The 25,881-nt window shown below is 48.3% G+C and carries 17 protein-coding genes and 1 tRNA gene; 6 read left to right on the top strand and 12 right to left on the bottom strand.

The genetic code is table 11. The features are described 5' to 3' along the window. Positions 1–2: 2 nt before the first annotated feature. The 10 genes from CWM47_RS07775 to CWM47_RS07730 all read right to left on the bottom strand — a co-directional run bounded on the left by CWM47_RS07775 (position 3) and on the right by CWM47_RS07730 (position 16,294). Positions 3–3,287 (bottom strand): SusC/RagA family TonB-linked outer membrane protein, encoded by a 3,285-nt coding sequence (locus CWM47_RS07775; protein WP_100987449.1) that lies wholly within the window; start codon positions 3,285–3,287, stop codon positions 3–5. A gap of 366 nt (positions 3,288–3,653) precedes the next feature. Continuing rightward, positions 3,654–5,504, bottom strand: a complete 1,851-nt coding sequence (locus CWM47_RS07770; RefSeq protein WP_100987448.1) for a RagB/SusD family nutrient uptake outer membrane protein — start codon at positions 5,502–5,504, stop codon at positions 3,654–3,656. 18 nt (positions 5,505–5,522) lie between these two features. Beyond that, on the bottom strand, positions 5,523–8,804 hold the full coding sequence (locus CWM47_RS07765) for a SusC/RagA family TonB-linked outer membrane protein (RefSeq protein WP_100987447.1): 3,282 nt from the start codon (positions 8,802–8,804) through the stop codon (positions 5,523–5,525). Between the two features lie 230 nt (positions 8,805–9,034). Continuing rightward, positions 9,035–11,143 (bottom strand): ATP-dependent DNA helicase RecG, encoded by a 2,109-nt coding sequence (gene recG / locus CWM47_RS07760; RefSeq protein ID WP_100993778.1) that lies wholly within the window; start codon positions 11,141–11,143, stop codon positions 9,035–9,037. Between the two features lie 197 nt (positions 11,144–11,340). Beyond that, positions 11,341–12,762, bottom strand: a complete 1,422-nt coding sequence (locus CWM47_RS07755; RefSeq protein ID WP_100987446.1) for a DUF5723 family protein — start codon at positions 12,760–12,762, stop codon at positions 11,341–11,343. A 248-nt stretch (positions 12,763–13,010) separates the two neighbouring features. Continuing rightward, complete coding sequence (locus CWM47_RS07750; protein ID WP_100987445.1) at positions 13,011–13,613, bottom strand: NifU family protein; 603 nt, start codon at positions 13,611–13,613, stop codon at positions 13,011–13,013. A gap of 159 nt (positions 13,614–13,772) precedes the next feature. Then, positions 13,773–14,051, bottom strand: coding sequence for a 50S ribosomal protein L27 (gene rpmA / locus CWM47_RS07745; RefSeq protein ID WP_100987444.1), 279 nt, complete (start codon positions 14,049–14,051; stop codon positions 13,773–13,775). Between the two features lie 87 nt (positions 14,052–14,138). Then, entirely contained in the window at positions 14,139–14,456 is a 318-nt protein-coding gene (gene rplU / locus CWM47_RS07740; protein WP_100987443.1) for a 50S ribosomal protein L21, read from the bottom strand. Positions 14,457–14,552: 96 nt separating this feature from the next. Further along, positions 14,553–15,314 carry an HpcH/HpaI aldolase family protein gene (locus tag CWM47_RS07735; protein ID WP_100987442.1) on the bottom strand — a complete coding sequence of 254 codons (762 nt, stop codon included), beginning with the start codon at positions 15,312–15,314 and terminating at the stop codon, positions 14,553–14,555. Positions 15,315–15,391: 77 nt separating this feature from the next. Next, positions 15,392–16,294 (bottom strand): histone deacetylase family protein, encoded by a 903-nt coding sequence (locus tag CWM47_RS07730; RefSeq protein ID WP_100987441.1) that lies wholly within the window; start codon positions 16,292–16,294, stop codon positions 15,392–15,394. Between the two features lie 115 nt (positions 16,295–16,409). Between CWM47_RS07730 and CWM47_RS07725 the strand changes: the two genes are divergently transcribed. From CWM47_RS07725 to CWM47_RS07715, 3 genes are all read left to right on the top strand, one after another. Further along, a complete protein-coding gene (locus CWM47_RS07725) occupies positions 16,410–17,159 on the top strand; it encodes an SDR family oxidoreductase (RefSeq protein WP_100987440.1) in 750 nt (249 codons plus the stop codon). 154 nt (positions 17,160–17,313) lie between these two features. Beyond that, on the top strand, positions 17,314–17,754 hold the full coding sequence (locus tag CWM47_RS07720; protein ID WP_100987439.1) for a hypothetical protein: 441 nt from the start codon (positions 17,314–17,316) through the stop codon (positions 17,752–17,754). Between the two features lie 60 nt (positions 17,755–17,814). Continuing rightward, the gene (locus CWM47_RS07715; RefSeq protein ID WP_100987438.1) at positions 17,815–18,141 is read left to right on the top strand and encodes a hypothetical protein; all 327 of its coding nucleotides are present in this window, start codon (positions 17,815–17,817) and stop codon (positions 18,139–18,141) included. A 97-nt stretch (positions 18,142–18,238) separates the two neighbouring features. On the opposite strand, the gene CWM47_RS07710 is transcribed toward CWM47_RS07715, so the two are convergent. Then, the gene (locus CWM47_RS07710) at positions 18,239–18,952 is read right to left on the bottom strand and encodes a YciE/YciF ferroxidase family protein (protein ID WP_100987437.1); all 714 of its coding nucleotides are present in this window, start codon (positions 18,950–18,952) and stop codon (positions 18,239–18,241) included. Positions 18,953–19,295: 343 nt separating this feature from the next. Between CWM47_RS07710 and CWM47_RS07705 the strand changes: the two genes are divergently transcribed. Continuing rightward, positions 19,296–20,528, top strand: coding sequence for a PQQ-dependent sugar dehydrogenase (locus CWM47_RS07705; protein ID WP_100987436.1), 1,233 nt, complete (start codon positions 19,296–19,298; stop codon positions 20,526–20,528). Positions 20,529–20,664: 136 nt separating this feature from the next. Here the strand turns inward: CWM47_RS07705 and CWM47_RS07700 are convergent. Continuing rightward, positions 20,665–20,736: transfer RNA gene (locus tag CWM47_RS07700), tRNA-Glu, on the bottom strand. 182 nt (positions 20,737–20,918) lie between these two features. Here CWM47_RS07700 and CWM47_RS07695 point away from each other — a divergent pair. Then, positions 20,919–23,525 (top strand): M14 metallopeptidase family protein, encoded by a 2,607-nt coding sequence (locus tag CWM47_RS07695; protein WP_100987435.1) that lies wholly within the window; start codon positions 20,919–20,921, stop codon positions 23,523–23,525. 130 nt (positions 23,526–23,655) lie between these two features. Beyond that, positions 23,656–25,866: a carbohydrate binding family 9 domain-containing protein gene (locus tag CWM47_RS07690; protein WP_100987434.1), complete on the top strand. Its 2,211-nt coding sequence runs from the start codon at positions 23,656–23,658 to the stop codon at positions 25,864–25,866. Positions 25,867–25,881: the final 15 nt, after the last annotated feature.

The raw sequence follows: 25,881 nt of genomic DNA, 5'->3' as shown, positions 1-25,881 counted from the left end.
GGTTAGAAACTAACTGTTACACCCGTGTTGATAACCCGTGCCTGAGGATAATACTGTGCGCTGCCGCTAGTCGATTCAGGATCGAAGATGCCTTTCATAGCCGGAGCGTATGTTAGCAGATTCAGTCCGTTGACATATACCCGTAGGGTACTTAGGCCAATCTTGCTGCCAATTGTACCTGGTAATGTATAGCCAATTTCTACGTTCTTCAATCGAGCATAATCAGTGCTTTTCAGCCAGTAGCTGGTGCCATTGGAGAAGTACTGGTTGCTGCGGTCTACAATACGAGGATCAACCGTGCTTGGGTTGTCTACCGTCCAGCGGTGATCATAGCTGTATTGCAGGAAGTTACCAATCGTACCCGACTCGGTTTGCAGGAAGATCTGACCACCCGTTGACGCTTGCACCAACAGACTAAAGTCAAAATTCCGATAGCGGAGACTTGCGTTGAAACCACCCTGAAAACGAGGTTGGTTGTTGCGGTCAGCCCGCACACGGTCATCGCCATTGATTTTACCATCGCCGTTGATATCCTTCAGTCTCATGTCGCCAGGCCGTAGCAAGCTCGCGCCAACTCCGCTGTAATCCAGCTTATTGGCATCAATTTCAGCCTGGGTCGAGTAGATGCCATCATATTGATACAAGAGTGTACCGTTCTGCTGATTGGGATCATTGACGTTACTTGGAATTGGTTTGCCCGTCGACTTCTGCCATTCGGGTGCACCCGGCGTTTCGTCCCAGAACGTAATGGTGTTCTTGGCATACCCGCCGTTTACACTCACGTTATACTTCAACTCGCCCACCTGACCATTGTAACCTACCCGGAACTCATACCCTTTGTTGGTAACTTTACCGATGTTGGTTGCTGGCAGGGTCATGCCCGTTGTTTGGGGAATGGAAGCACTCTTACGCCACAGGATGTTCGACCGCTTGTTTTGGAATACGTCGAATTCGAAGAATACTTTACCATTAAACAACGACCCTTCCAGACCGATGTCAGAGTTGTTGGCAACCTCCCAGGTAAGTGTCGGGTTAGGTACACCATTTTCATACAGCGTTTGCGAGACCTGACCACCTGTTACGTACCCGAAAGCCGAGTTGGCAACGTCGCCATAGGCATAGGTTGGCAGGTAATCATACTCTCGTAAAGCGCCGTTGAAATACACCTGGTCATTCCCCAACTGACCCCATGAGGCCCGCAACTTGAGTGAACTGATGGCAGGCATGCTCTTCTTGATGAAATTTTCTTCTGACAGTCTCCAGCCCGCCGTTACGCCGGGGAAGAAACCCCACCGGCTCGATGCCGGGAACATGTAGGAACCATCATACCGCCACAGGAATTCAGCCAGGTATTTTTCTTTGAAGTTATAACCAGCCCGACCAAAATAGCTCATACGAGCCCGTTGCCAGGCTGCTGTCGTATTGCTGTTTTTCTCAGCACTACCACCCGCAAATAACTGATCGATGGCCGTCGACGCAAAATACTTCCGGTAACCCGAGAAGCCGTTCGAATTCGATTGCTCTTTGGTTATACCAGCCAACAACGTTACTGCATGACTACCACCGAAGACATGGTCGTAGGAGAGGATACCCGATAGCAGCGAGTTGAACTGGTCGTTGGTGTACTGGTTAAGCGTTGCCTGAGCAGGCCCTTTTTGTACCCGTTGTAGCAATGGTTGCTTGTTGGCATCGTAGGAGGTGTAATCCCAGCTATAAACGAACCAGGGGGTTTGCCAGGTTTTGCCTTGCTGAATATATTTATCCAGCGCCACACTACCGGTAAATTTCAATCCAGCTATCCACGGGTTGGTTACCGTTACGCTGGCATTGCTTTGGAGATAATAGCGGGTGTCTTTATCGTAACCCGTGGCATCTGTTGTGACCAGTACCGGCTGTTGGCCGTTTTCAATATCGGGAGCAGGCTGACCACTCGGCCAGAACGCGGGTTTGTTGGGATAACCCCGCATCAGCATCCGGAAAATAGAGCCTGCACCGACAGTTGGGAAAAACCGGTTTTCCTGACGACCGACAACACCCACAACCGTGCTGATGTACTTACTAACCTTGGCATCCAGGTTCATCCGGAAGTCGTACTGCTTGTAGCCCGTTGCCGAGTTCTTATAGTAGCCATCCTGATTCTGGTAGTTCACAGAGGTGAGGTATTTCACATTTTCCGAGCCACCCACCAGTTGCAACGTATGGCGCGACTGAGGAGACCAGGTTTTCAGGGCTGCCCCGAACCAATCCGTATTGGGGTGGCCCCAGGGATCAGACCCATCCTGAAACTTTTTAATATCATCCGGGGTGAAAGCCGCTTTAGCGATCGAACCATTATCAGGACGTGTATAACTACCGGTGGATTTGAAAGCCGCCGAGCCATCTTTCCAATATTGAGCCGGTAAGTTATATAAGTTGATCTCGTTGTTCAACTCAGCATACTGTGCAGCCGTTGCCATTTTAGGAATCACCGTTGCCTGCGCAAAGCCCTGGTTGAAGCTATAGGACAATTCGGGCTTGCCGGTCTTACCCCGCTTGGTGGTGACCAGAATAACCCCGTTAGCCGCCCGTGAGCCATAAATAGCTGCCGAAGCATCTTTCAGGACCGAGATACTTTCAATATCGGCTGGATTGAGCCGGTCGATCCCCCCGGCCCGAGCCGGAACCCCGTCAATTACGATCAGAGCGTCGTTGTTTCCTAACGTGTTCGAGCCCCGAATTTTAATAGCGGCCCCATCATAACCCGGTTCGCCACTGGCATTGGTTGCAATGACACCCGGCATCCGCCCCGCAATGGAGTTCGAGAGGTTCATGGCCGGTGATTTGATAAGTTCGCTCCCTTTTACAGTGGCAACAGAACCCGTTACGGTTTCTTTCTTTTGCTCACCATATCCCACCACAATAACTTCATTCAACATCTTGTCGTCTGAAGCCAGGGTAATGTTAATGGTCGATTTGCTAGCCGCTGACACTTCCTGGGTCAGGAAGCCAATGTAAGAGAACACAATTGTCTCGTTGCCACGCGCCAAATTCAATGTATAGTCGCCTTGTGCCGAGGAGACCGTTCCGGTGGTGGTGCCTTTCACCACAATACTGACACCGGGCAGGGCCAGGCCCTGAGCATCGGTGACTTTGCCCGTCACTTTCGACTGGGCCTGAGCGCCCAGTGAACCCAGCAGACTGAGTAAAAACAGGGAGCAGAACGCGAGTCGTCGTGACCAGGACGCGTTTGTCTGTAAGGTACTCTTCTGTAGAAAGAAGACCCTCTGGTTAGTAAATTGTTTTTGCATGAGTAACCCGTTTTTAATAGAGATTAATTACAGGGCAAAGCCAATAAACTGAGTGTTTCTACCTATTGTATATTATCTAATCTTAAAATTATTTTACCATTTTATATTGAAATTTCACAATAAAATTACCCAATAACATATCTAATAGTATACATATATGATCTATATGGTCCGTAGAAAAGTCTTTTTAACTGTTAAAAGCACATTTATTCGATAAAATCACTAATAAATTATATAAGTAAAAACCCCACCAGCTAAGACTCAGCTAGTGGGGTTTTTACTTATATAAATATGATGTCAATTTATCATACTATACTATAAACAAGTATAAAAGGCCATTGTATCAATGTCTTTTTATGCTTGCATTTAGTATCCTGGATTCTGAACCAGTTTACTATTTCGGTTAATCTCATCGCGGCTGATCGGCATGAAATAGATATTATCGTTCCAGCGCCGGTTTTCCTTACCTGTACCCAAATCCTGTACGCTATACGAATAGGTATAGTTGTCTTTGTTGTACTTATAAGTCGTTACTGTTTTACCCGGCTTCAACTTACCCGTAATGACGATGATCTGTGCTTGCTTACCCAGTGTAGCGGGAGCTATCATCCACCGACGCACATCGTAAAACCGTTGCTCTTCAAACAGCATCTCGATGTTCCGCTCGTTCTGATAACGAGTCACCAAGGCTGCACCCGACTCGGTAATAGCGGGCATACCCACCCGGAAACGAATCTTGTTGAGCCACGTTTTAGCTTCCGCATCCTGACCAAGCGCCATACACGCTTCGGCATAGTTGAAGACTACCTCCGTGAAACGAATCTGAATGGATGGAACTTCCTGACGAATGTTCTGATCCACCAGTGTTGGATCTGGATCCATAAACTTGCGGACGGAATAACCTGTCCAGCTTCCATTCCAGTTCTCAATGGTGCTGTTGCGGGTATCAAGGCCGTTATATGGGGTAGTAGCACCCGCAGTTCCAACTTCATAAAAACCCATTTGAATCTGACCCGCCGGATCAATACCAGCACCATCGGGTGTACGGGGCTTCCACTGCGCGCCGTCATACAAAATCGACGCATAGAAACGAGGGTCCCGGTTTTCGTAGGGTGCCGACGCATGAGCCGGATTGCTCCAATTGAATTTGCTTCCGTCCATCATCTCGTAACCATCGACCAGATTCTGGGTAGGCTCGCTCGATGTCCAGCCATGATAGCCATTGGGCATGTTGTTGCGGGGATACCAGGAACCCCAATCATCAGCCGACACCCGGATGTAATACTTCAGGAAGATCCCATCCGCTTCGCCCCCATTGCGGGACAAATACAGGTTGATGTAGTTCTGCTGGCCTTCGGCCGCCGTGACCGGAGCGGTCAGGTTGAGCTTGTAGCCATACTGATTGAGGTCAATTACGGCTTTAGCAGCATCTTTGGCTTTCTGCCAACGCGCCGTCCGGTCGCCACTCACGTAGCCCAGCAACTCCGGCTTGCTGAAAGCGGCAATGACGCTCGACTTGGCTTTGGCCGTTGGGATGTCGTGCAGATCACTGGCAGCATATAACAATACCCGCGACTTCAGGGCCAATGCCGCCCCTTGAGTAGCCCGACCACTGGCCAGGGTCTTGCCTTTGAGCAGGATGGCGGCAGAATCCAGGTCACTGACGATAGCATTCACACATTCCTCATATGTGTTACGGGCAACAGTGAAGTCTGGCTCGATCAATGTATAAGGCTTATTGATGATGGGTACTCCACCGTGGTACCGCAACAACTGGTTATAATAATAAGCCCGTAAAAAATACATCTCCCCCTTCATGCGGTCGGCAATCCCGGTAGTGTTATCAAATTTGGGTTTGGCCAGGTTTGACAGTGCAATGTTTGCTGCCCGGATACGGGCATACATAGCACTCCATTCGGTCATAACCGGAATATCGCCTAAATTCGAAGGAGAAACGGTTGCTTCGTTAACGGCTTGTTTGCCAAAGCTATACAAAGCGTTATCTGTCTGGCAATCGAAATTCATCTGCGACAGAATACCATCCCGCAAGCCATTGTACACATCCGTTACGAAAGCTTCTGAAAGGGCCTGATCGGCCCAGACAGCATCTGCCGACACCTTGTCGAGAGGTTGTGTATTCAGGAAATCAGCATTACAGCCTACCATCGTAACGCCCAAAAACAGGCCGAACGACAGGCACTTTACTATATAGTTCATACTATGTTGATTGATCGGTTAGAAACTAAGTGATACACCCGTGTTGATCACCCGCGCCTGGGGATAATACTGTGCACTGCCGCTGGTCGACTCAGGATCGAATAGCCCTTTCATAGCCGGAGCGTAGGTTGCGAGGTTAAGCCCATTCACGTAAATGCGCAGACTGCTCAAGCCAATCTTTTTGCCAATTGTACCTGGCAGTGTATAGCCAAGTTCAACGTTTTTCAACCGGACATAATCGGTGCTTTTCAGCCAGTAGCTGGTGCCGTTGGAGAAATACTGGTTACTGCGGTCTACAATACGAGGATCAACCGTGCTTGGGTTGTCTACCGTCCAGCGGTGATCATAGCTGTATTGCAGGAAGTTACCAATCGTACCCGACTCGGTTTGCAGGAAGATCTGACCACCCGTTGACGCTTGCACCAACAGACTAAAGTCAAAATTCCGATAGCGGAGACTTGCGTTGAAACCACCCTGAAAACGAGGTTGGTTGTTGCGGTCATTACGTACCCGGTCGTTGCCATCAATTTTGCCATTTCCATCAATGTCCTTCAGTTTCATATCGCCAGGCCGTAGCAAGCTCGCGCCAACTCCGCTGTAGTCCAGTTTATTGGCGTCGATATCAGCCTGAGTAGAAAAAATGCCGTCATATTGATACAAGAGCGTACCATTGGCGTTGTTAGGGTTGTTTACATCGCTAGGGATAGGCTTACCTGTCGAGCGCTGCCATTCGGGTGCACCCGGCACTTCATCCCAGAACGTAATCGTGTTCTTGGCATACCCGCCGTTCACACTCACGTTGTATTTCAACTCACCAGCCTGTCCATTGTAGCCCACCCGGAACTCATACCCTTTGTTGGTAACACGACCAATGTTCGTTGCGGGTAAGGTAGCTCCTGTTGTTTGTGGAATGGACGCACTTTGACGCCATAGGATGTTCGACCGCTTGTTTTGGAATACGTCGAATTCGAAGAATACTTTACCATTGAACAACGAACCTTCCAGACCGATGTCAGAGTTGTTAGCTACTTCCCACGTTAATTTGGTATTTGGCACGCCATTTTCATATAGCGTTTGCGAGACCTGACCACCTGTTACATAACCGAAAGCTGAGTTGGCAGCATCACCATAGGCATAGGTTGGCAGGTAATCATACTCGCGCAGAGTATTGTTAAAGTATACCTGATCATTCCCCAACTGACCCCATGAGGCCCGCAGTTTCAGCGAACTTACTGCTGGCAACGCTTTCTTGAAGAAATCTTCTTCCGAAACACGCCAGCCCGCCGTTACGCCGGGGAAGAAACCCCACCGGCTCGATGCCGGGAACATATACGATCCATCATACCGCCACAGGAATTCAGCAATGTACTTCTCTTTGTAGTTATACGCTGCCCGACCAAAATAGCTCATACGAGCCCGCTGCCAGGCCGCCGTCGTATTGCTGTTTTTCTCGGCACTACCACCCGCAAACAACTGGTCGATAGCCGTCGACGAGAAATACTTCCGATAGGCCGAGAAGCCGTTGGAATTCGATTGCTCTTTGGTAATACCAGCCAGTATTGTTACAGCGTGATTACTGGCAAATACGTGGTCGTATGTTAACAAGCCCGATAACAGCGAGTTGAACTGATCGTTGGTGTACTCATTGAGCGTTGCCTGAGCAGGTCCTTTCTGTACACGCTGTAGCAATGGTTGCTTGTCGGCATCGTAGGACGTATAATCCCAGCTATAAACAAACCAGGGGGTTTGCCAGGTTTTTCCCTGTTGAAGGTATTTATCAAGCGCCACACTACCGGTTAACTTCAGACCCGGTATCCAGGGGTTAGTGATGTTCACACTGGCGTTGCTTTGCAGATAGTAGCGGGTGTCCTTATCGTAACCCGTGGCACTCGTGGTAACCAGTACCGGCTGCTGGCCGTTCTCAATATCGGGAGCAGGCTGACCACTCGGCCAGAACGCTGGCTTGTTGGGATAGCCCCGCATCAGCATCCGAAAGATATCTCCTGGTGCTACAGTTGGATTGAACCGATTTTCCTGACGACCGACAACACCCACAACGGTATTGATATACTTACTAACCTTGGCGTCCAGGTTCATGCGGAAGTCGTACTGCTTATAGCCCGTTGCCGAGTTTTTGTAGTAGCCATCCTGATTCTGGTAGTTCACAGAGGTGAGGTATTTGATGTTTTCCGAACCACCCACCAGTTGCAGCGTGTGCCGCGACTGAGGAGACCAGGTTTTCAGAGCTGCACCGAACCAATCCGTATTGGGATGTGCCCAGGGATCAGACCCATCCTGAAACTTTTTAACGTCATCCGGGGTGAAAGCCGCTTTGGCAATCGAGCCGTCGGGTAATGTATAACTTCCGGTTTTGTTGAAAGCAACATTGGCATCTTTCCAATACTGAGAGGGGATATTGTACAGATTGATTTCATTATTCAACTGTGCATATTCGGCCGCGTTCGCCATTTTAGGAATCACCGTTGGCTGCGCAAAGCCTTGGTTGAAGCTGTAGGACAATTCGGGCTTGCCGGTCTTACCCCGCTTGGTGGTGACCAGAATAACCCCGTTGGCCGCCCGTGAGCCATAAATGGCTGCCGAAGCATCTTTCAGGACCGACATACTTTCGATATCGGCAGGATTAAGCCGGTCGATACCCCCGGCCCGAGCCGGAACCCCATCAATTACGATCAGGGCGTCGTTGTTTCCTAACGTGTTTGAGCCCCGGATACGAATGGCTGAACCGTCATTTCCAGGTTGTCCACTGGAGTTTGTGGCTACAACACCCGGCATCCGACCCGCAATCGAATTAGTCAGGTTCATAGCCGGTGATTTAACCAGGTCAGAGCCCTTCACAGTGGCAACGGCCCCCGTTACAGTTTCTTTCTTCTGCTCTCCGTAACCCACAACTACCACTTCATTCAACATTTTGTCGTCTGAAGCCAGCGTAATATTAATGGTAGTTTTGTTAGCGGCTGCTACTTCCTGGCTCATAAAGCCAATGTAGGAGAACACAAGCGTTTCGTTTCCCCTGGCCAGATTCAAACTGTAATCGCCCTCCGCCGAAGAAACTGTCCCTGTAGTAGTGCCTTTCACCACAATACTGACACCAGGGAGGGCCAATCCCTGAGCGTCGACGACTTTTCCTGATACTTTCGACTGTGCGAACGCTCCGACAGAACAGCACAGGCTGAACAAAATCAGAGAGAAGAACGCAGTTCGCCGAGACCAGGCTGCATTAGATGGAGAGGTTCTTTTTCGTAAAAAGAAGCTCTCCGGTTGAGTAAATTGTTTTAGCATGGTAAACGAGTAATTAACGTATATTAATTACAAGTTAAAGCCATTCCAATTCATATTTTTACTTATTCATTTCTACCCAATACCTAGTTTATTTTAACATTAAATGTTGATATTATACAACTTATATATGTTTCGTATACTTATATTTTACTTAGAATGCAGTTTCACAAAACGCCGTACTTCCTGCAGGCAATCTGCATGAACGTACGGCGTTTTGTAAGAGCGTATAATTATGAAATTCTTCCCCAGTTGTTTTCTGTCTGTTTCAGGTTATCGACGTGGTTACGGATGGGAGCATGTTGGGGCAACAAGAGTTCAGGGTCTTCAGTCAGAATAGCTTGTGCTGATTCACGGGCAGCAGCCAGAATGGCCCCGTCTTTAGCCAGATCGGCAATCATTAAATCCATAACACCGCTTTGTTGCGTACCCGACAAATCGCCGGGACCGCGCAGTTGAAGGTCTACATCGGCAATCTCAAAGCCGTTATTGGTACGCACCATTGTTTCGAGTCGAGTACGGGTATCACTGCTGAGTTTGTATCCCGTCATCATAATACAGTACGACTGGTCGGAACCCCGCCCTACCCGACCACGCAACTGGTGCAACTGCGAGAGGCCAAATCGCTCGGCACTTTCAATGACCATAACACTGGCATTGGGCACGTTAACGCCCACTTCAATTACAGTAGTCGCCACCAGAATCTGGGTTTCCTGTTTCAGAAACCGCTTCATCTCGTCGTCTTTTTCGTAGGCCAGCATCTTGCCGTGCAGCATGCCAATCTCATACTTCGGTCGGGGAAAAGCCCGCTGCATACTCTCAAAGCCATCCATCAGGTCTTTGTAATCCAGTTTTTCCGATTCCTCGATCAGCGGATATACGACATATACCTGCCGACCAAGTTCGATCTGCTGCCGCATAAACCCGAACACTTCGGCACGGTGCTTATCGTATTTGTGTACCGTTTTGATGGGTTTTCTTCCTTTTGGCAACTCATCGATGGTCGATACATCGAGGTTTCCATAAAGGGTCATTGCCAGTGTTCGCGGTATGGGTGTGGCCGTCATGACCAGAATATGTGGCGGTACAGTCTCGTTTTTACGCCAGAGTTTAGCCCGCTGTGCTACACCAAAACGGTGTTGTTCGTCGATGATGCACAGGCCCAGGTTTTTGTACTGAACCGCATCTTCGAGCAGCGCGTGGGTTCCAACCAGAATATGCATTTTACCCGATTGCAGCTCCTCATGAAGCACAACCCGACGTTTTTTATTGGTTGATCCTGTCAAAATCCCCAGGTTCAACCCCATTGCATCGGCAAAAGGCTTGAGCCCGTTGTAGTGCTGATCGGCCAGAATTTCGGTTGGTGCCATCAGGCAGGCCTGAGCGCCATTGCCAATAGCCATCAAACAGGCAATGAAGGCCACGATGGTTTTACCACTGCCCACATCGCCCTGCAAAAGGCGGTTCATCTGCTTACCCGTCAGAAAATCAGCATAAACTTCTTTGATAACCCGCTGCTGAGCACCCGTCAATTCAAACGGCAACAGTTCTTTGTAGAAATGCTTCATTAGCGACGTGTCCCGGAAAATCTGTCCCGGAAACTCCTCTTTCTGAATGAGTTTATTCTTGATCAGTCGCAGTTGATTGTAGAATAACTCTTCAAATTTCAGCCGCCGTTGGGCCTGTTTCAGCCAGCCCTGATTTTGAGGCAGGTGAATATTCCACATTGCCTCCCGCTTCCCGATCAGCCGATATTGCTGGATAAGAAAGTCGGGCAGGGTTTCGTGAATATGCGCCCAGGATTGCTCAAGCAATATACGCATCGCTTTCCCAAGCACTTTGCTATCCAGATGACGCTTGCGGAGTTTTTCGGTAAGGTTATAAACCGGAAACAAACCCGGCTCGTTTTCAGAAGCGGTATTGGCATTTTCCAATTCCGGATGAACGATACTGAACTGCCCGTTAAAGGATTGAGGTTTTCCGTAAACAATGTACTCGCCTTCACGCCGGAGTGCTTTTTCCAGGTAGGTTATACTCTGAAACCAAACCAGGCTCATGGAACCTGTCCCATCAGAAAATGTAGCGACCAGGCGCTTCTTTGGGCCTTCTCCCTCCAGATACCAATCGCGAATTCGTCCACGAATCTGTGCTGATGGCATCGAATCCATCAACTCGCTGATTGTGTAGTAGCGGGTTCGATCGTCATACCGAAAGGGGTAGTATTGAATCAGGTCGCCATAGGTGAACATATTCAACTCCTTGTTGAGCAGTTCGGTCCGCTGCGGCCCTAACCCTTTCAGATAAAGTAGCGGTGTATCGAAAAAAGTAGCTCGTTCGGTCATAACAGTCCCATTGTGGACAAATACTATATCCGGGTTTCTGGGCAGGATCTGATCAAAATTACGCATTTCTGCCGAAAGTGAGTAGAGTTGGTGGAGTATGTGAAGTGAGTTGAGTAGGTAGAGTAAGTGAAGTAAGCTCCTATCCGCTTCACCTATTCCACTCACTCAACTTACTCAACTCATTTCACTCACCTCCCTTATTTCTCCACCTGCCCAATCCCGAAAGCTACCCCCAGGTAAATATCCAGTCCGCGTGGTTTAATAGAATTAGAGCTATTACCCAGCAGGCCAAGTATATTATCGGAACCAAGCCATCCCGGCCCTACCCGAACAGAAGCCCCTGCCGTAAACCCGCCATTCAGATAAGCCAGCGGAACGGCCAGGCTAAGCCAACGAGCGTCATAACGGGGCGTTATAGCCAGTAGTGTTGGCTGATGAATTGCGGTTGCCTCCACCGAGCGAAGGTCTTTTAAATAGGTCAGGTTTATGCCTAAACCATCCGGTAACTGATAATCGGCACTCAGGTTTAAGGAAGTAGGTAAGCCTGCGTTAAAGCGTTGGCTATCCGGGGTGCGGCCTGTATTTAATTTTGTCTGAATGACTTCGGCAATGGCTTGTGGCCCGCTGATTTTATTAAAGTCAGTAGGGCGAAATTGTGCAGGATTAGCTCCAATATCGGTATAGTTATATTTTGGTCCTGTGTAGGTAAGCCCGCCAATATCAGTAATAGCCGCGCCTAGTTGCAGCGTTGGGCTATACTCGTCGGGCTGATCAATATAGGTTAGGCCAATGTCAACACCCAGTCCTTTGCCCGGTGCATTGGCATTAAACAACGTTTGTGGATTCAGGCTTCGGTTTTGCAAAAAAGTTGTATAGGCAAGCGACGCATCTAATTTATTAACCTCCAGAATTGCCGAACTTGCATTGGCGGGATCTGGTACAATGCGATAATTTAGTCCTCTATTGATTAACTGCTGGGCATTATACCCTAACAGAAACTTTGCTGTTGCACCCAGAAGAAGTTTTCGCCCATCGCCTTCCAGAATAGTGCCCGCATAGGTCAACCCCACTTCAGCATAGGTATTCGTGTTGGCGCTAAACTTGTTATCGTTGCTGGGAACGCTGTAGAAAGCACCATCATTCAAACTCGCCCGCATAGCCGACAACAATGGTTCTGACGCATTCAGAACCTGTCCCACTGCCCGAAAGCGTGTAGTTACCGCAAATGCCCCCCGGTCGCTGGTTTTAATTAAAAAGGACGGCCCGCGCACTTCGCCCCAGATCGTCCCATTTTTAGGGCTGCCATCCAACATTTCCTTTGTATAATCGGAAGCAAAGCGAAGCGAACCATCGGCGCTTTTGTATTGTGCCGGCACCGTTCCCGTAATCAGACGTGCCAGCGAAAAAGGAGCTTGGTATCGTACGTAGTCATTATCGACGTGGCCGTTGCCCGTAAAAACGTTCAGGTAAAATTTGGAAGGCGAATCGGCCGCCAGGGCCGGGTTGATATAAAGTCGGTTAGTTCCACCATACCGACTGGTCGAAATACCGAGTAAATTTTGGGCAAAACTGGTTGTTGAACAGAATAAAATTGAGGCAATTATATGCGAATACTTCATGCAGTCACGGGTAGAATGGCAGAGTGAATTGCAAAGTAAACGTGATTCTGTGAGCGAGGTTTACTAAAATCGAATTTATTTTGATTTAGCGGTAAACGGTTAATTGTACTAGTCAGGATATCTATCTGATATATAGTCGCTACCGAACGTTCCTGCCGCTTCATAAGCTGGACGAAAACCAGAACACCGTTACAGTAACTTGTTCTGGTTACTGTAACGGTGTCTAACACTTGATTCTCTATTAATCTTTACACACCTTCGGCTTCTACTAACTTTACTTCCGGCACCAACCGGGTCAGCAGATTTTCGATACCCGATTTTAGGGTTAGCGTAGATGATGGACAACCACTGCAAGAACCCTGTAACAAGACCTTCACGGTGCCGCTTGGCTCATCGAAAGAATAGAAGCTAATAGCGCCCCCATCCGACTCAACGGCGGGTTTGATATATTGATCCAGAACCGCTTTGATTTTCTGGACGGTCTCAGAATCCATATCCAGTTTGGTCGTATTGGTGTCTACGGTCCGTTGCGAGAAAACAGGCTTCTGCTCACCAAAGTAGTCTTTCAGAAAGAACTTTACCTCAAGCAACACCTCATCCCAATCGGTTTCGTCATCCTTGGTAACCGTAACAAAGTTGCCCGAAATAAATACACGGCGCACGAAGTCAAACCCAAACAAAGCTACGGCCAGGGGCGATGCTTTTCCGTCGAGCAGCGCATCGCCAGCGGTGGCATAATCGAAGGACAGCCCGTCGGGCACGAGTTCAAAATTAACGACGAACTTCATGGAGTTCGGGTTGGGGCTTCCTTCCGTAAAGATGGATACGGGACGGCTTAGCGTAGGATTCATTGTCAGGAAAGTTTTCAGTTAACCGGCGCATCGACCGGCATTGGTACAAACGTAACAGCCGGGTTGTTTTTTTAGTTTTTCTACACAAAAAAACCCCATTCAACAATCGTTAAACGGGGTTTTCTTATCAAACCTATTATGTTTTAAAAACTGATAGGTTTACGCAGCTACAGGAGCTGCTATTTCTGCCGGGATGATATCCACGTACGAGCGGTTATCCCGACCCGGACGGAATTTCACGGTGCCCGCTACCAGAGCGAACAGCGTATAATCTTTACCACAACCCACGTTCTTGCCGGGGTGGTGTTTCGTACCGCGCTGGCGGATGATGATGTTGCCGGCAATGGCCGTTTGACCGCCGAACAATTTAACGCCCAGACGCTTGCTATGCGAATCGCGGCCGTTTCTGGAACTACCTACACCTTTCTTGTGTGCCATTTTTTCCTATGGAAGTTAGTAAGTGGTAAGTTTACAAGTAGTAAGTTCAACTATAAATTGATACTTACGTCGTACAACTTACTACTATTATAGAGTTATGTCTTCGATCATGACCTTCGTCAAATACTGACGGTGGCCGTTTTTCTTTTTGTATCCTTTCCGGCGTTTCTTCTTGAAAATGATAACTTTCTCACCTTTCAGGTGCTCAAGAATTTTTGCCGATACTGTCGCTCCTGCGACAGTTGGAGCACCAACGGTAATGCTCCCTTCGTTATCAACAAGGAGAACCTTCACCTTGTCGGAGGCAAGTACAGCGTCCACATCGCCTTCTAACCGGTGGGTATAGATATGGCGACCTTTCTGGATCTTGAATTGCTGTCCTGCGATCTCTACGATTGCGTACATGTGTTTTGTATGAAATTGGAAATGAGGGTGCAAAGGTAAATAAAAAAATTACGATTTACGAATGATGAACTATGATTTTATTCCTGAATCAAACCTCTACCCCCTTCCTTTCATAAAATCTGCTGAGGCCGTTTTCAACAAACCGGCAAACGAATTCAGACAGAATAAAACACCCCGGTCAATCAACGCTCTGGCCTGATCGCCGGTGGCGGCTGTAGTGCCGGCAATCCGACCAGCTTTCCTGATTTTTTCGACAACCCCGGCAATTGTTCGTTTTACTTCATCATGGCCGGGTCCGTCATAATAGCCCATACTCATGGCTAGATCACGCGGGCCGATCACAAATCCGTCAATGCCTTCTACCGTTAGCAGGTCATCAAGATTATCAATGGCTTCTTTATCTTCAATCTGGGCCAGAATCAACACCTGTTCATTGGCAAAGGCAACGGCCTCACCCTGGTTCATTGTACCCAGCAAATAATCATTAGCCCGCACCGGCGCAAAACCCCGCAGGCCAAAAGGCGGGTACTTTACGGCCTGAACCAGCGCTTCAGCTTCGGCAACAGTGCTGATGGCGGGCATCATAATACCAATAACACCCGCATCCAGAAATTGAAGAATGAGCTTCGGGTCGTTGCTGCGAACGCGGGCCAGTGCGGTAATACCGCTCCCCTCGCAGGCTCGAACAATATCCTGCACTTGTGCTGTGGTAACTGAACTATGTTCGCCATCAATCATGTAAAAATCCAGTCCCGAGAACCCGCAAAGTTCTGCTACGGTCGGATCAGCACTATTGGATAGAACGCCCAGTACGGGCTGGCTGTTTTTAAGCCGGGTTTTAACAATATTTTGTTTCATGTTCTAAGCTAAACGGACGCATCTCTCTGCTTTACTGCGTTAAACTATAGGTTTTTTTTCGGGTGACCGCTTTATCATTAAAAAAACAGATCAGCGGCAACCCGGAATGTATTGCAATGCGCTTCCACAATATCTGTCAGACGAGGTGAATAACCCCCTCCCATCGAAACGGCAATTGGCAATCCGTTTTTTATTGCCTGCTCAAATACGAACGTGTCGCGCTGCCGACAACCGTCTCGACTAACATTTAATTTACCCAGCCGGTCAGAGGCCAGAATATCCACACCCGATACATAAAACAGGAAATCGGGTTGCTCTCGCTGAATCAGACCGGGCAACGTATCGTACAATGCATTCAGGTAAATTTCGTCTGTTGTACCCGTTGGCAAATTGATGTCCAGATCGGATTGTTCTTTTTTGAGCGGATAATTATCTGTGCCCTGCATACTAAACGTAAAGACCCGTGATTCATGCTGAAACATGAGGGCGGTGCCGTTGCCTTGATGCACATCCAGGTCTACCACCAGGATTTTTTTCATCTGCCCGCTTTCAAGTAAATAGTGAGCCGCCACCCCCACATCGTTGAGCATACAAAATCCCTCACCCCGGTCAGGAAACGCATGGTGTGTGCCACCCGCCACATTCATAGCCACCCCATCGCGCTGGGCCAGTTGGGTGCAGTCAATTGTTCCCTGTGTAATAATCCATTCGCGCTCAATGAGTTCCGGGGTTAAAGGGAAGCCGATACGGCGCATCATTTTCGGATCGACGGTGCCCGTTTTCAACGCCTGCACATAGTCGGGCGTATGCACACCTAGCACCCAGCGGTCATCCACAGGGGCCGGAGCGAAGAAATTTTCCTCCGTACAGGTGCCTTCATACAGCAACTGTTCGTGAATCAACTCGTACTTAAGCATGGGAAACCGATGGCCTTCGGGTAACCGCAGCCGGTACACCGGCGAAAACGCAATTTGAAGCATACTGACAAAAATAGGCGGGGCCGTTCGATAAAGATACGCTTAAGTTAACCGGTTCGGGCAGGCTTGTGTTACCAAACTCCCGGGTTTGGGCGTTAGTAGGGTTTATCCAACTTGTATGAAAACAGCTATTATCACTGGCGGTGGTCAGGGCATTGGCCGGGTGGCCACGCAGTATTTACTCACACACGGCTATCGTGTAGCCATTTGGGAAGCCGACACCGATGCATTGGCAGAGCTTCGGGAAGCCTTCAAAGCCTCTTCGGCGCAAATTCTGTTCGTTTCCTGCGACGTCTCCAGCGAGATGAACGTCAAAAAGGCCGCCGAACAAACTATTTCTCACTTCGGTCAGATCGATGCGCTCATTAACAACGCGGCCATCATGATTGAAAAACCCCTTAACTCATTAACGCTCGATGAATGGAATCGGGTCATTGGCACCAATCTTACAGGACCTTTCCTGTGCGCCAAACATACGGCCTCTTATTTAGCCGCTCAGAAAGGAAGTATCATTAACATTGGGTCAACAAGAGCCTTTCAGTCAGAGACCGACACGTTCGCTTATTCGGCCAGTAAGGGAGGTATTCTGGCACTCACCCATTCAATGGCCGTGAGTTTAGGACCAGACATTCGGGTCAACACCATCAGCCCCGGATGGATCGATGTTTCGGGATTGAAGAAAAAGGCGAAAGCTAAATCAGATGAACTTCGCCCCGAAGATCACAGCCAGCACCCGGCAGGACGTGTGGGTCAGGCCGACGATATTGCCCGCATGATTCTGTTTCTTATTGCCCCTGAAAACAGCTTTATTACCGGGCAAAATTTTGTGGTCGATGGAGGCATGTCACGGAAAATGATCTACGTATAAGACGGACTTTTCTCGAACACCCCACCCTTTTTTGGGTTTATTACCAACAAGTATGGCTGATTGCCGTGTTTTATTTATTAAGCGTAACAGCGAGCTATTGTCAAATACGATTATCAGCCATACTTTTATCAATACTATTTACTCTTCATCATATATGAATATAGAACTATCTACCGCATCAGAAACATCACCAATTGAAGTTATCGACTTACACGTATCGGCCCGTCGAAAAGCTGGCAAATCTCTTTTATCTGTTCGCTTTCTGTGTCGTCATAATCGATATGCGAACCATCTGCATATGCCTGAATTGTCCTGGTTCGATGCTCATCAGTTGCAGCAATTTTCGCAGGAATTAGCCCTTGCACAGTACCCTCAAAGCAATAGCACCGATTTAATTGATGCCGGTTTACGCTTGACGGGTTCTGTTCGTCGGCTGGCTGGCACATGGAACACTGGCCGAACGGTTCGGATCGAACCTCTGCCCTCATCTGCCAATCAGTTTGTCCCTTTTACCATTCATGCCTCGCATCACGATGTAAAAACCTATGCCGGTAAACTTTACAACCGTCTATGGGAATTATTTACGAGAGGCTAAACTGAAGTGTGCTTTGCGGGTTATGTGATTACAACATGACTCAATCTAACAGTTTACGTAATGGAAAATGTAAATCAGGATGCGATGCTCAACGAACAGTCGCAGACATTTAGCCCCACTACAGGCGGAACAGCCCAAACGCCGGATGACAGTATTATGCTTAATGAGGATTACAACCCTGCTGATCTGGCAGGTGATGTAAACTCTCCGCCAACCACTCCAACTGATGAGGAGGAAGCTGCTACTGGCAATGATGGTACTGGAGCATTTTCGGGTAGCCCAAACATGGAAGCCGACCGGACTAATTACGGCAATGGCGATTCGTTGGGAAACAATGACGGCACAGAGCCTGATCCAGAAATGAATGACCCAAATAGTACTTATTAAGTTAACCATCGACTATATAAGCCATTTATTTTCAGACCAATAATAAAAAAGGTCCGCTAACTGTAGCGGACCTTTTTTATTATTGGTGTATTCTGAATTACAGCGTTCGCGAGCCGCCCGAAATGGTATCATTTGTGGAGTTATAACCCGCTACTGAGCTATCACTGTAACGAGTACCATCTGGATCAACTACACTATTACCATATTGACCCTGACTAACGATCTGATTTGAGTCAGAATTATACGATGTGTTGTCATTGTCATTTTCAGAAGCAGCTCGCTGGTTAATAAATGACTCAGCTAATTTAGTCAGCTTCACGTCTGTGTTCTTTTCTTCTTCAAGCGTTTGCTGTAACATACGGGCAGCTTCGGAGTAACCCAAAACCTTAGCCAGTGTAACCGCCGACCCGTAGGCTGCAATTTCATGATGCTCTATTTTCTGACCGGCAATGATCAGTCCGGCATCACGTGTCAGCGACCCAGAGTCAGTCATAGAAACAACTTCCTGAGCATCATCGACTAATCCATCAATGGCAGCACAGGTTTTATCATCTGCTTCGACTCCAATGGAGCGGAACACGTCTTCCAGTCGGGCAACCTGGCCACGAGTTTCTTCCTGATGCTGCAGAAAGGCGTTCCTTACTTCGTCAGTTGTAGATGCATCAGCTTGTTCGCCAAGCGCATCAACAGCCTGTTTTTCTGCGTAATAAATGCCTTTCAACTCATTAACAAATAGGCCATGCAAGCCTTCTTGTGTGTTGTTATCATCACCACTAAAAAAATTTGCGATTTGAGATCCTAAAGAAGCCATGGTTTTGTTGGTTAAAGTTTAACGTTGAATTGTACTTGCCAAGGGACCAAAACCATGCCAGACGCTGATAATCTGATGTTTATAGTGTCAGGCTTACATATTATGAATATGTTTTTCTACAGATTTTGTAGAGTATAATCCCGAAATCCACAAAATGCCTCTGAACAGCCCTAATTTCAGCCTAGACCAGTAGCTTATTTTATTAATCTGCCCGACAACACGATCAATTATTTGAAGTTAAGCCGTTGTTAATTGCTTTTTAATTTGTTTGTCAAATCAACATAGGCACCAGAAAGAGGGGCATTGACACTAATCTCAACGGTATAGATAATTTAAAAAATCAATGAAAAACGTAGTCAAACCTACCATCTTATCCGGGATGGTTTTAGTCTCCATGCTTGCCTCCTGTAATAAAGATGAGGTATTCAACACGCAAATTCCAGAAACGAACCAGCAGCCAACAACAGCGCAGGTAGAGGGAAATGTTTTTGAACCTGCTCTGGTTGCTGCAACAAACGAGCGCATTGCGCAACTCAAAGTACCGGCGGGTTTCACTGTCGCTAAATTTGCCGACCAACTAGGCAAGCCTCGAATGCTGGCTGTTAGTGAAACCGGCAATGTCTATGTAACGAGCCGCGAAGCAGGGACCGTTACCTTACTTCGGGATACAAACAACGACGGTCAGTTAGATCAGAAACAAGTCGTGGCTACGATTAAAGACGTTCATGGCATCACGATCTTCTCGGGCAAAATGTATCTGGTGGCAATCCACGAAGTCTATTCAGCCACAATAAATGCCGATGGTACTTTAGGAACGCCCCAGCAAATTATGAGTGGCCTTCCCGACGCGGGTCAGCACCCGAACAGGACCATTGCCTTCGGTCCGGATGGCTTCATGTACATTACAGTGGGTAGCACCTGCAATGCCTGTGCCGATACGAATCCGGAAAACGCCACTATTCTACGCGCAAACCCTGATGGTTCGGGCCGCCGGATTTATGCCAAAGGGCTGCGAAACACCATTGGCTTTGGCTGGCATCCCGAAACCAAAGAACTCTATGGACTCGATCATGGCATTGACTGGCTGGGCGATGAACAACAGAAAGAAGAGTTGAATTTGATTAAAGACGGTGCTTTTTATGGCTGGCCATACATCTATGGCGATGGCAATTACAACCCCCATCCAAGACCCATGGGCGATACGACCTACGCACAGATCTTAGCCAAAACTACTCTACCCTCTTTACAATATGATGCACACGCAGCACCGTTGGGCATGGTATTTTACACAGGAAGCGGAGCCACCGGAGGTTTCCCAGCCGAATACCAGAACGACGCCTTTGCCACCATGCGCGGCTCCTGGAATCGTAGTCAGCCTTCAGGCTACAAAGTAGTGCGTATTCATTTTGAAGCGGGCAAACCCACCCGCATTGATGATATGGTAACGGGCTTTGTTGTCGATAACAACCAGGCCCAATTTGGTCGACCGGTTGGCATTGCCCCTATGCCTGATGGGTCGTTCTTATTTTCCGAAGATAACAACGGGGTAATTTATCGGGTGAGCTATAAGAAGTAAGTGTCAAAAACTAAAAAATGCCGCAGAGAAAAACTAATATCTCTGCGGCATTTTTTAGTTTTTGACAACCCTATCAAAGCATTTTCTGCATAAAAAAAGCCCACCTGTCGGGGTGGGCTTTTTAGTCACTGGACTGTGACCGATACGGGAATCGAACCCGTGTTACCGCCGTGAAAGGGCGATGTCCTAACCGCTAGACGAATCGGCCGTCTTGTTTAAAAGACCCAACCTTTTGACTTTTTGTCGCTGTGTTGGCGAATCGTGGTGCAAAGGTAAGTGGATGTTTTTAAAATGCAATAGTACCCCCTAAAAAAAATTTAAAAAAAGGGTTTCTACGTGTTTTACTGCTATTTTTGAGGGGATTAGCCTATCAATTTTTTCATCACATTCATGAAACACTTTTTGCTGCTGGCGGGCCTTACAGCCGCGTCACTGACCATGCATTCCGAATCGGCCTGGGCACAGACAACTTCCTCTACTCCAGCATCTGCTCCATCGATTTCGGGGGTCGATTCGCCCGAAAAATTTCTGGGCTACAAGATTGGCGAACGGTTCACTCCCCATTACCGCGTGCTGGCTTATGCCGAACAAGTGGCCCGCCAACTTCCAAAACGAATTAAATTAATTCCTTACGGAACCACCTACGAAGGCCGACAATTAATGGTGGTGGCCATCGGCTCAGAAGAAAATATCAGCCGCCTGGAAGAAATTCGGACAAACAATTTGAAACGCATTGGCCTGATGGATGGCAATCCAACGGCAGCCGCTCAACCACCAATTGCCTGGCTCAGCTACAACGTTCATGGAAATGAGGCCGTCAGTTCCGAAACGTTCATGGATGTATTGTATCGCCTGCTCAATCCGTCGGATGCCGTTTCGCAGAAAGTGATGAACACCACAGTCGTTATTCTCGATCCGGGTCTGAACCCCGACGGGCATGATCGGTACGTGAACTGGTACAATCAAATGCTGGGCAGCACACCCGACCCAACGCCCTCGGCCCGTGAACACAATGAGCCCTGGCCTGGCGGTCGTTATACACACTATCTTTTCGATCCAAACCGCGACTGGGCCTGGCAAACGCAGGAAATCACCCAGCAGCGTATGGCGCTCTACCAACAGTGGATGCCACAGCTTCATGGCGATTTTCACGAAATGAGTGTTGAGAGTCCTTATTACTTTGCACCTTCGGCAAAACCGTATCATGAAGATATAACGCCGTTTCAGCGGAAGTTTCAACAAACCATTGGCGAATACTGTAGCCGTTATTTCGATAAAAATGGCTGGCTGTATTACACCCGCGAGCGTTTCGATCTTTTTTACCCCAGCTACGGCGATACTTATCCAACATATAACGGTGCCATTGGTATGACCTTTGAACAGGGTGGTAGCGGCCGAGCAGGGTTAGCTATTGAGAAAGCCGATGGCGATACACTTACTCTTCGTCAACGGATCGACCACCATGTTGCCTCTAGTTTCGCCACGCTTGAATCAGTAGCCGACCGCCCCGCCGAGATCGTGAAAGAGTTCGGTCAGTTTTTCGACAAGTCGCGGAACACGCCCATTGGCGTTTATAAAAGCTACGTCATCAAATCAAATGGCGATGCTGGTCGATTAAAAGCCTTACAGCAACTGCTGGAACGCAATAAAATCAGTTTTGGCTACTCAGGCAAAGCCCAAACGGTTACCAGCGGATTCAACTATACCAGCCAGAAGAATGAAAAGAACGTATCGGTGGGGGCCGATGACATTGTGATTAGTGCTTATCAGCCAAAATCGACTTTGTTGAAAATCCTGTTCGAGCAAAATTCGGCGCTGGAAGATTCGGCGACTTACGATATAACGGCTTGGTCTTTACCTTATGCTTTTGGCTTGCAAACCTTTGGCCTGACAACGCGGATTAACCCAACAAGCAATCAGCCAGCTACAGCTAGCTCATCGGCTTCGGCCGGAACAACGACTGCTACCCGGCCATATGCCTATCTCGTTCGCTGGCAGTCACTTCCGGCGGTTCAGATGCTAGCGGGCTTGCTCAAGCAAAAAATCCGGGTTCGGGCGGCAGAAAAGCCATTCGATTTAGAGAACAAATCCTTCCCATCAGGCACACTCATTGTGGCCAGGGCAGGCAATGAACGCCTGGGCGACCGCTTCGACGCGCTGGTACGGGCAGAAGCCGCCAAAACAGGTGCCGACCTGACGCCCGTTCAAACGGGGTTTGTGTCAAAAGGCTCTGACTTCGGCTCTGATTTCGTAACCGGCTTAAAGGCTCCCCGCGTAGGTGTAGTCGTTGGTGAAGGTACGCCCCCACCCTCGGCTGGAGAAGTATGGCATTACTTCGACCAGGAGTTGCACTATCCTATCGCCTTACTTGACGGCAATACGTTAAGCAACGTACAATGGAATAAGTTAGATGTGTTGATTCTGCCAACGAACTATAATTACAGCCGTTACCTGAATGAAAAAACCCTGTCCACAATAAGGGAATGGGTACGGGCAGGTGGCAAACTCATCGCTATGGAACGGGCAGCAGCCTTTCTGGCCGGAAAAGATGGGTTTAATTTGAAGGAAAAAGAAGATAAAGCGAAAGATAAAAGCAAAGATAAAGGGGCTGCCTTGGACTCACTTAAACTCTACATTGACCGGGAGCGCTCGGCTATTGTAGATGATATTCCGGGAAGTATTTATCGTGTAGACATCGACACTTCACACCCACTGGGTTTCGGCCTCTCGGGCGGTTATTATGCGCTGGTGCAGAATGCCTATAACTTTGATTTCCTGAAAGATGGCTGGAACGTTGGGTACTTAAAAGCCAATAACTACATAGCTGGTTTCTCGGGTAGAAACGCCAAAGAGAAACTAAAGAATACACTCGTCATGGGTGTTCAGGAGCTTGGCCGGGGTAGTGTCGTTTATCTGGCCGATGATCCACTTTTCCGGGGTTTCTGGTATAACGGCAAGCTGCTATTTGGCAATGCCGTATTTATGGTCGGTAATTAGACCATTAGTCATTTTTTTATTAGGTAGAGACGCAACGATTTGTTTTTCGTTGCGTCTCTGTTTTTAAAAGCAGCGGGGTAAATTTGCATGTGCATCCTCTTTTGTAATTGATTTTTAACGTATTCACTTTGTGAGATTTTTACTTATTCTTTCGCTTCTCATACTGGCTGTGGGCTATTCTCCCCTGCTGGCGCAGAAGAAAAACGAGCAATATCAGCTTCATATTAGTCGGGCCACGTCGCCTGTTATTGTCGATGGCTCGGTTGACGAACCCGCCTGGCAGGCTGCCGAACTGGCAACCGATTTCTGGATGGTCCTCCCGATGGATACCAGCCGCGCCAACGTTCGCACCGACGTCAAAATGACCTACGACGACCATCACATCTACCTGAGTGCCGTTTGCTATCACGGAAATGTAGACGGTCCCTACATTGTCGAATCGCTTCGACGTGACTGGGCGTTTGGTAAAAATGATAATTTCATCTTTTTCATGGATACGTTCGACGATCAGACGAATGGGTTCACTTTTGGCACCAATGCCGCCGGGGCACAATGGGATGGTCTGTTATATGAAGGAGGAAAGGCAAATCTGAGCTGGGATAACAAATGGACCTCGGTGGTACGCAACTATCCCGACCGCTATGTACTTGAACTCTCTATCCCGTTCAAAACCATTCGCTATAAACGAGGCATCACCCGGTGGGGCATTAACTTTAGTCGTCAGGATTTAAAAACAACAGAAAAATCGTCCTGGACACCAATCCAGCGGCAATTCCCTACAGCCTCACTAGCCTTGACAGGTGTGTTGGTTTGGGACCAGCCCCCGCCACAACCGGGCCCAAATATATCCCTGATTCCCTATGCACTAAGCGGTCTGAATCGTGACTATCAGAACGGCGTGCCCACCCAAAATAGATTTAATGCCGGGCTGGATGCCAAAGTAGCGATTACGTCATCACTCAATCTGGACTTAACCGTCAACCCCGATTTTTCGCAGGTCGATGTGGATCAGCAGGTAACGAACCTCGACCGATACGAGCTGTTTTTCCCTGAGAAACGCCAGTTTTTTCTGGAAAACGGCGACCAGTTCACCAATTTCGGTTATGCCACGATTCGACCGTTTTTCAGTCGTAGAATTGGGCTTGGCGGTGTTCCCATTCGGTTCGGCGCCCGACTTAGCGGCAAGCTCAATAAAGACTGGCGGATCGGTATTATGGATATGCAGACCGGCAGCGTGGATAATACGGGTTTACCCGCCCAAAACTTTGCGGTTGTAGCCCTTCAACGGCGGGTTTCGGCCCGGTCAAACGTAGGTATGATGTTCGTTAATAAAGAATCGCTCGCCTACACGCCCGACCCGGACAAGCCACTTTATAGCCGGTATAATCGAAATTTAGGCCTTGAATATAATCTGGCTTCGGCCAATAACTTCTGGTCAGGAAAGGCTATGTATGTGAAGTCATTCAGTCCTGAGCAGCTGGGTAACGATGCCGTTTATGCCGCCAATTTGCAGTATAATACACGCCGTTGGCTCATTAGCGGGCAGGTAGAATCTGTGGGTAAGAACTATACGGCCGAAGCAGGTTATGTACCACGCCGGGGGTATGAACGCTTTTTAACAAACGTTGGCTATACGTTTCTACCAACGGCAAGCGCTGTGCTGAGTCATGGGCCGACGTTAACATCGACTTATTTTTTCGACCCGTCGGGTAAGCAAAGCGACAACGAAAATTACCTGAGTTATTCCGTTACCTTTCGCAGCAAAAGTGTGCTTACAGGCTGGGTTGCTACAGATTATGTACGACTCCTACAACCCTTTGACCCTACGAACACGGGTCGCCAAACATTGGCAACCGGCACAGAGCACAACTGGACAGCCTGGGGAACCCAATTTATCTCGAAGCCCCAAAGTGTGTTTACCTATGGATTTTCATCCCGTTACGGTGGCTATTATGACAATGGCACCCGCCTGAACCTGACCGCCGATCTGGGCTATCGTTTTCAGCCCTATGTTAGTCTGGCAGCCAGCGCGAGTTATAATGATATTCGGTTACCTCAGCCCTGGGGGCAAACAACATTCTGGCTTATTGGCCCTCGGTTCGACCTGACGTTGACGAATACGCTTTACCTGACCACCTTTGTGCAGTATAATGAGCAGCAAAAAAACATGAATGTAAATGCTCGTGTTCAATGGCGTTATAAGCCTGCATCCGACTTTTTCCTCGTTTATACCGACAACTATTTACCTAATTCGGCGCAGATTGGTCAGGATGTTCCGGGCTTCTTATCGGTTAAGAATCGGGCGTTGGTATTGAAATGGACTTACTGGTGGAATCTCTAATACACAGGTTTTTAA

The sequence above is a fragment of the Spirosoma pollinicola genome (assembly GCF_002831565.1).
GTDB classification, from domain to species: Bacteria; Bacteroidota; Bacteroidia; order Cytophagales; family Spirosomataceae; genus Spirosoma; species Spirosoma pollinicola.
This window is presented reverse-complemented; position numbering and strand designations above follow the sequence as displayed.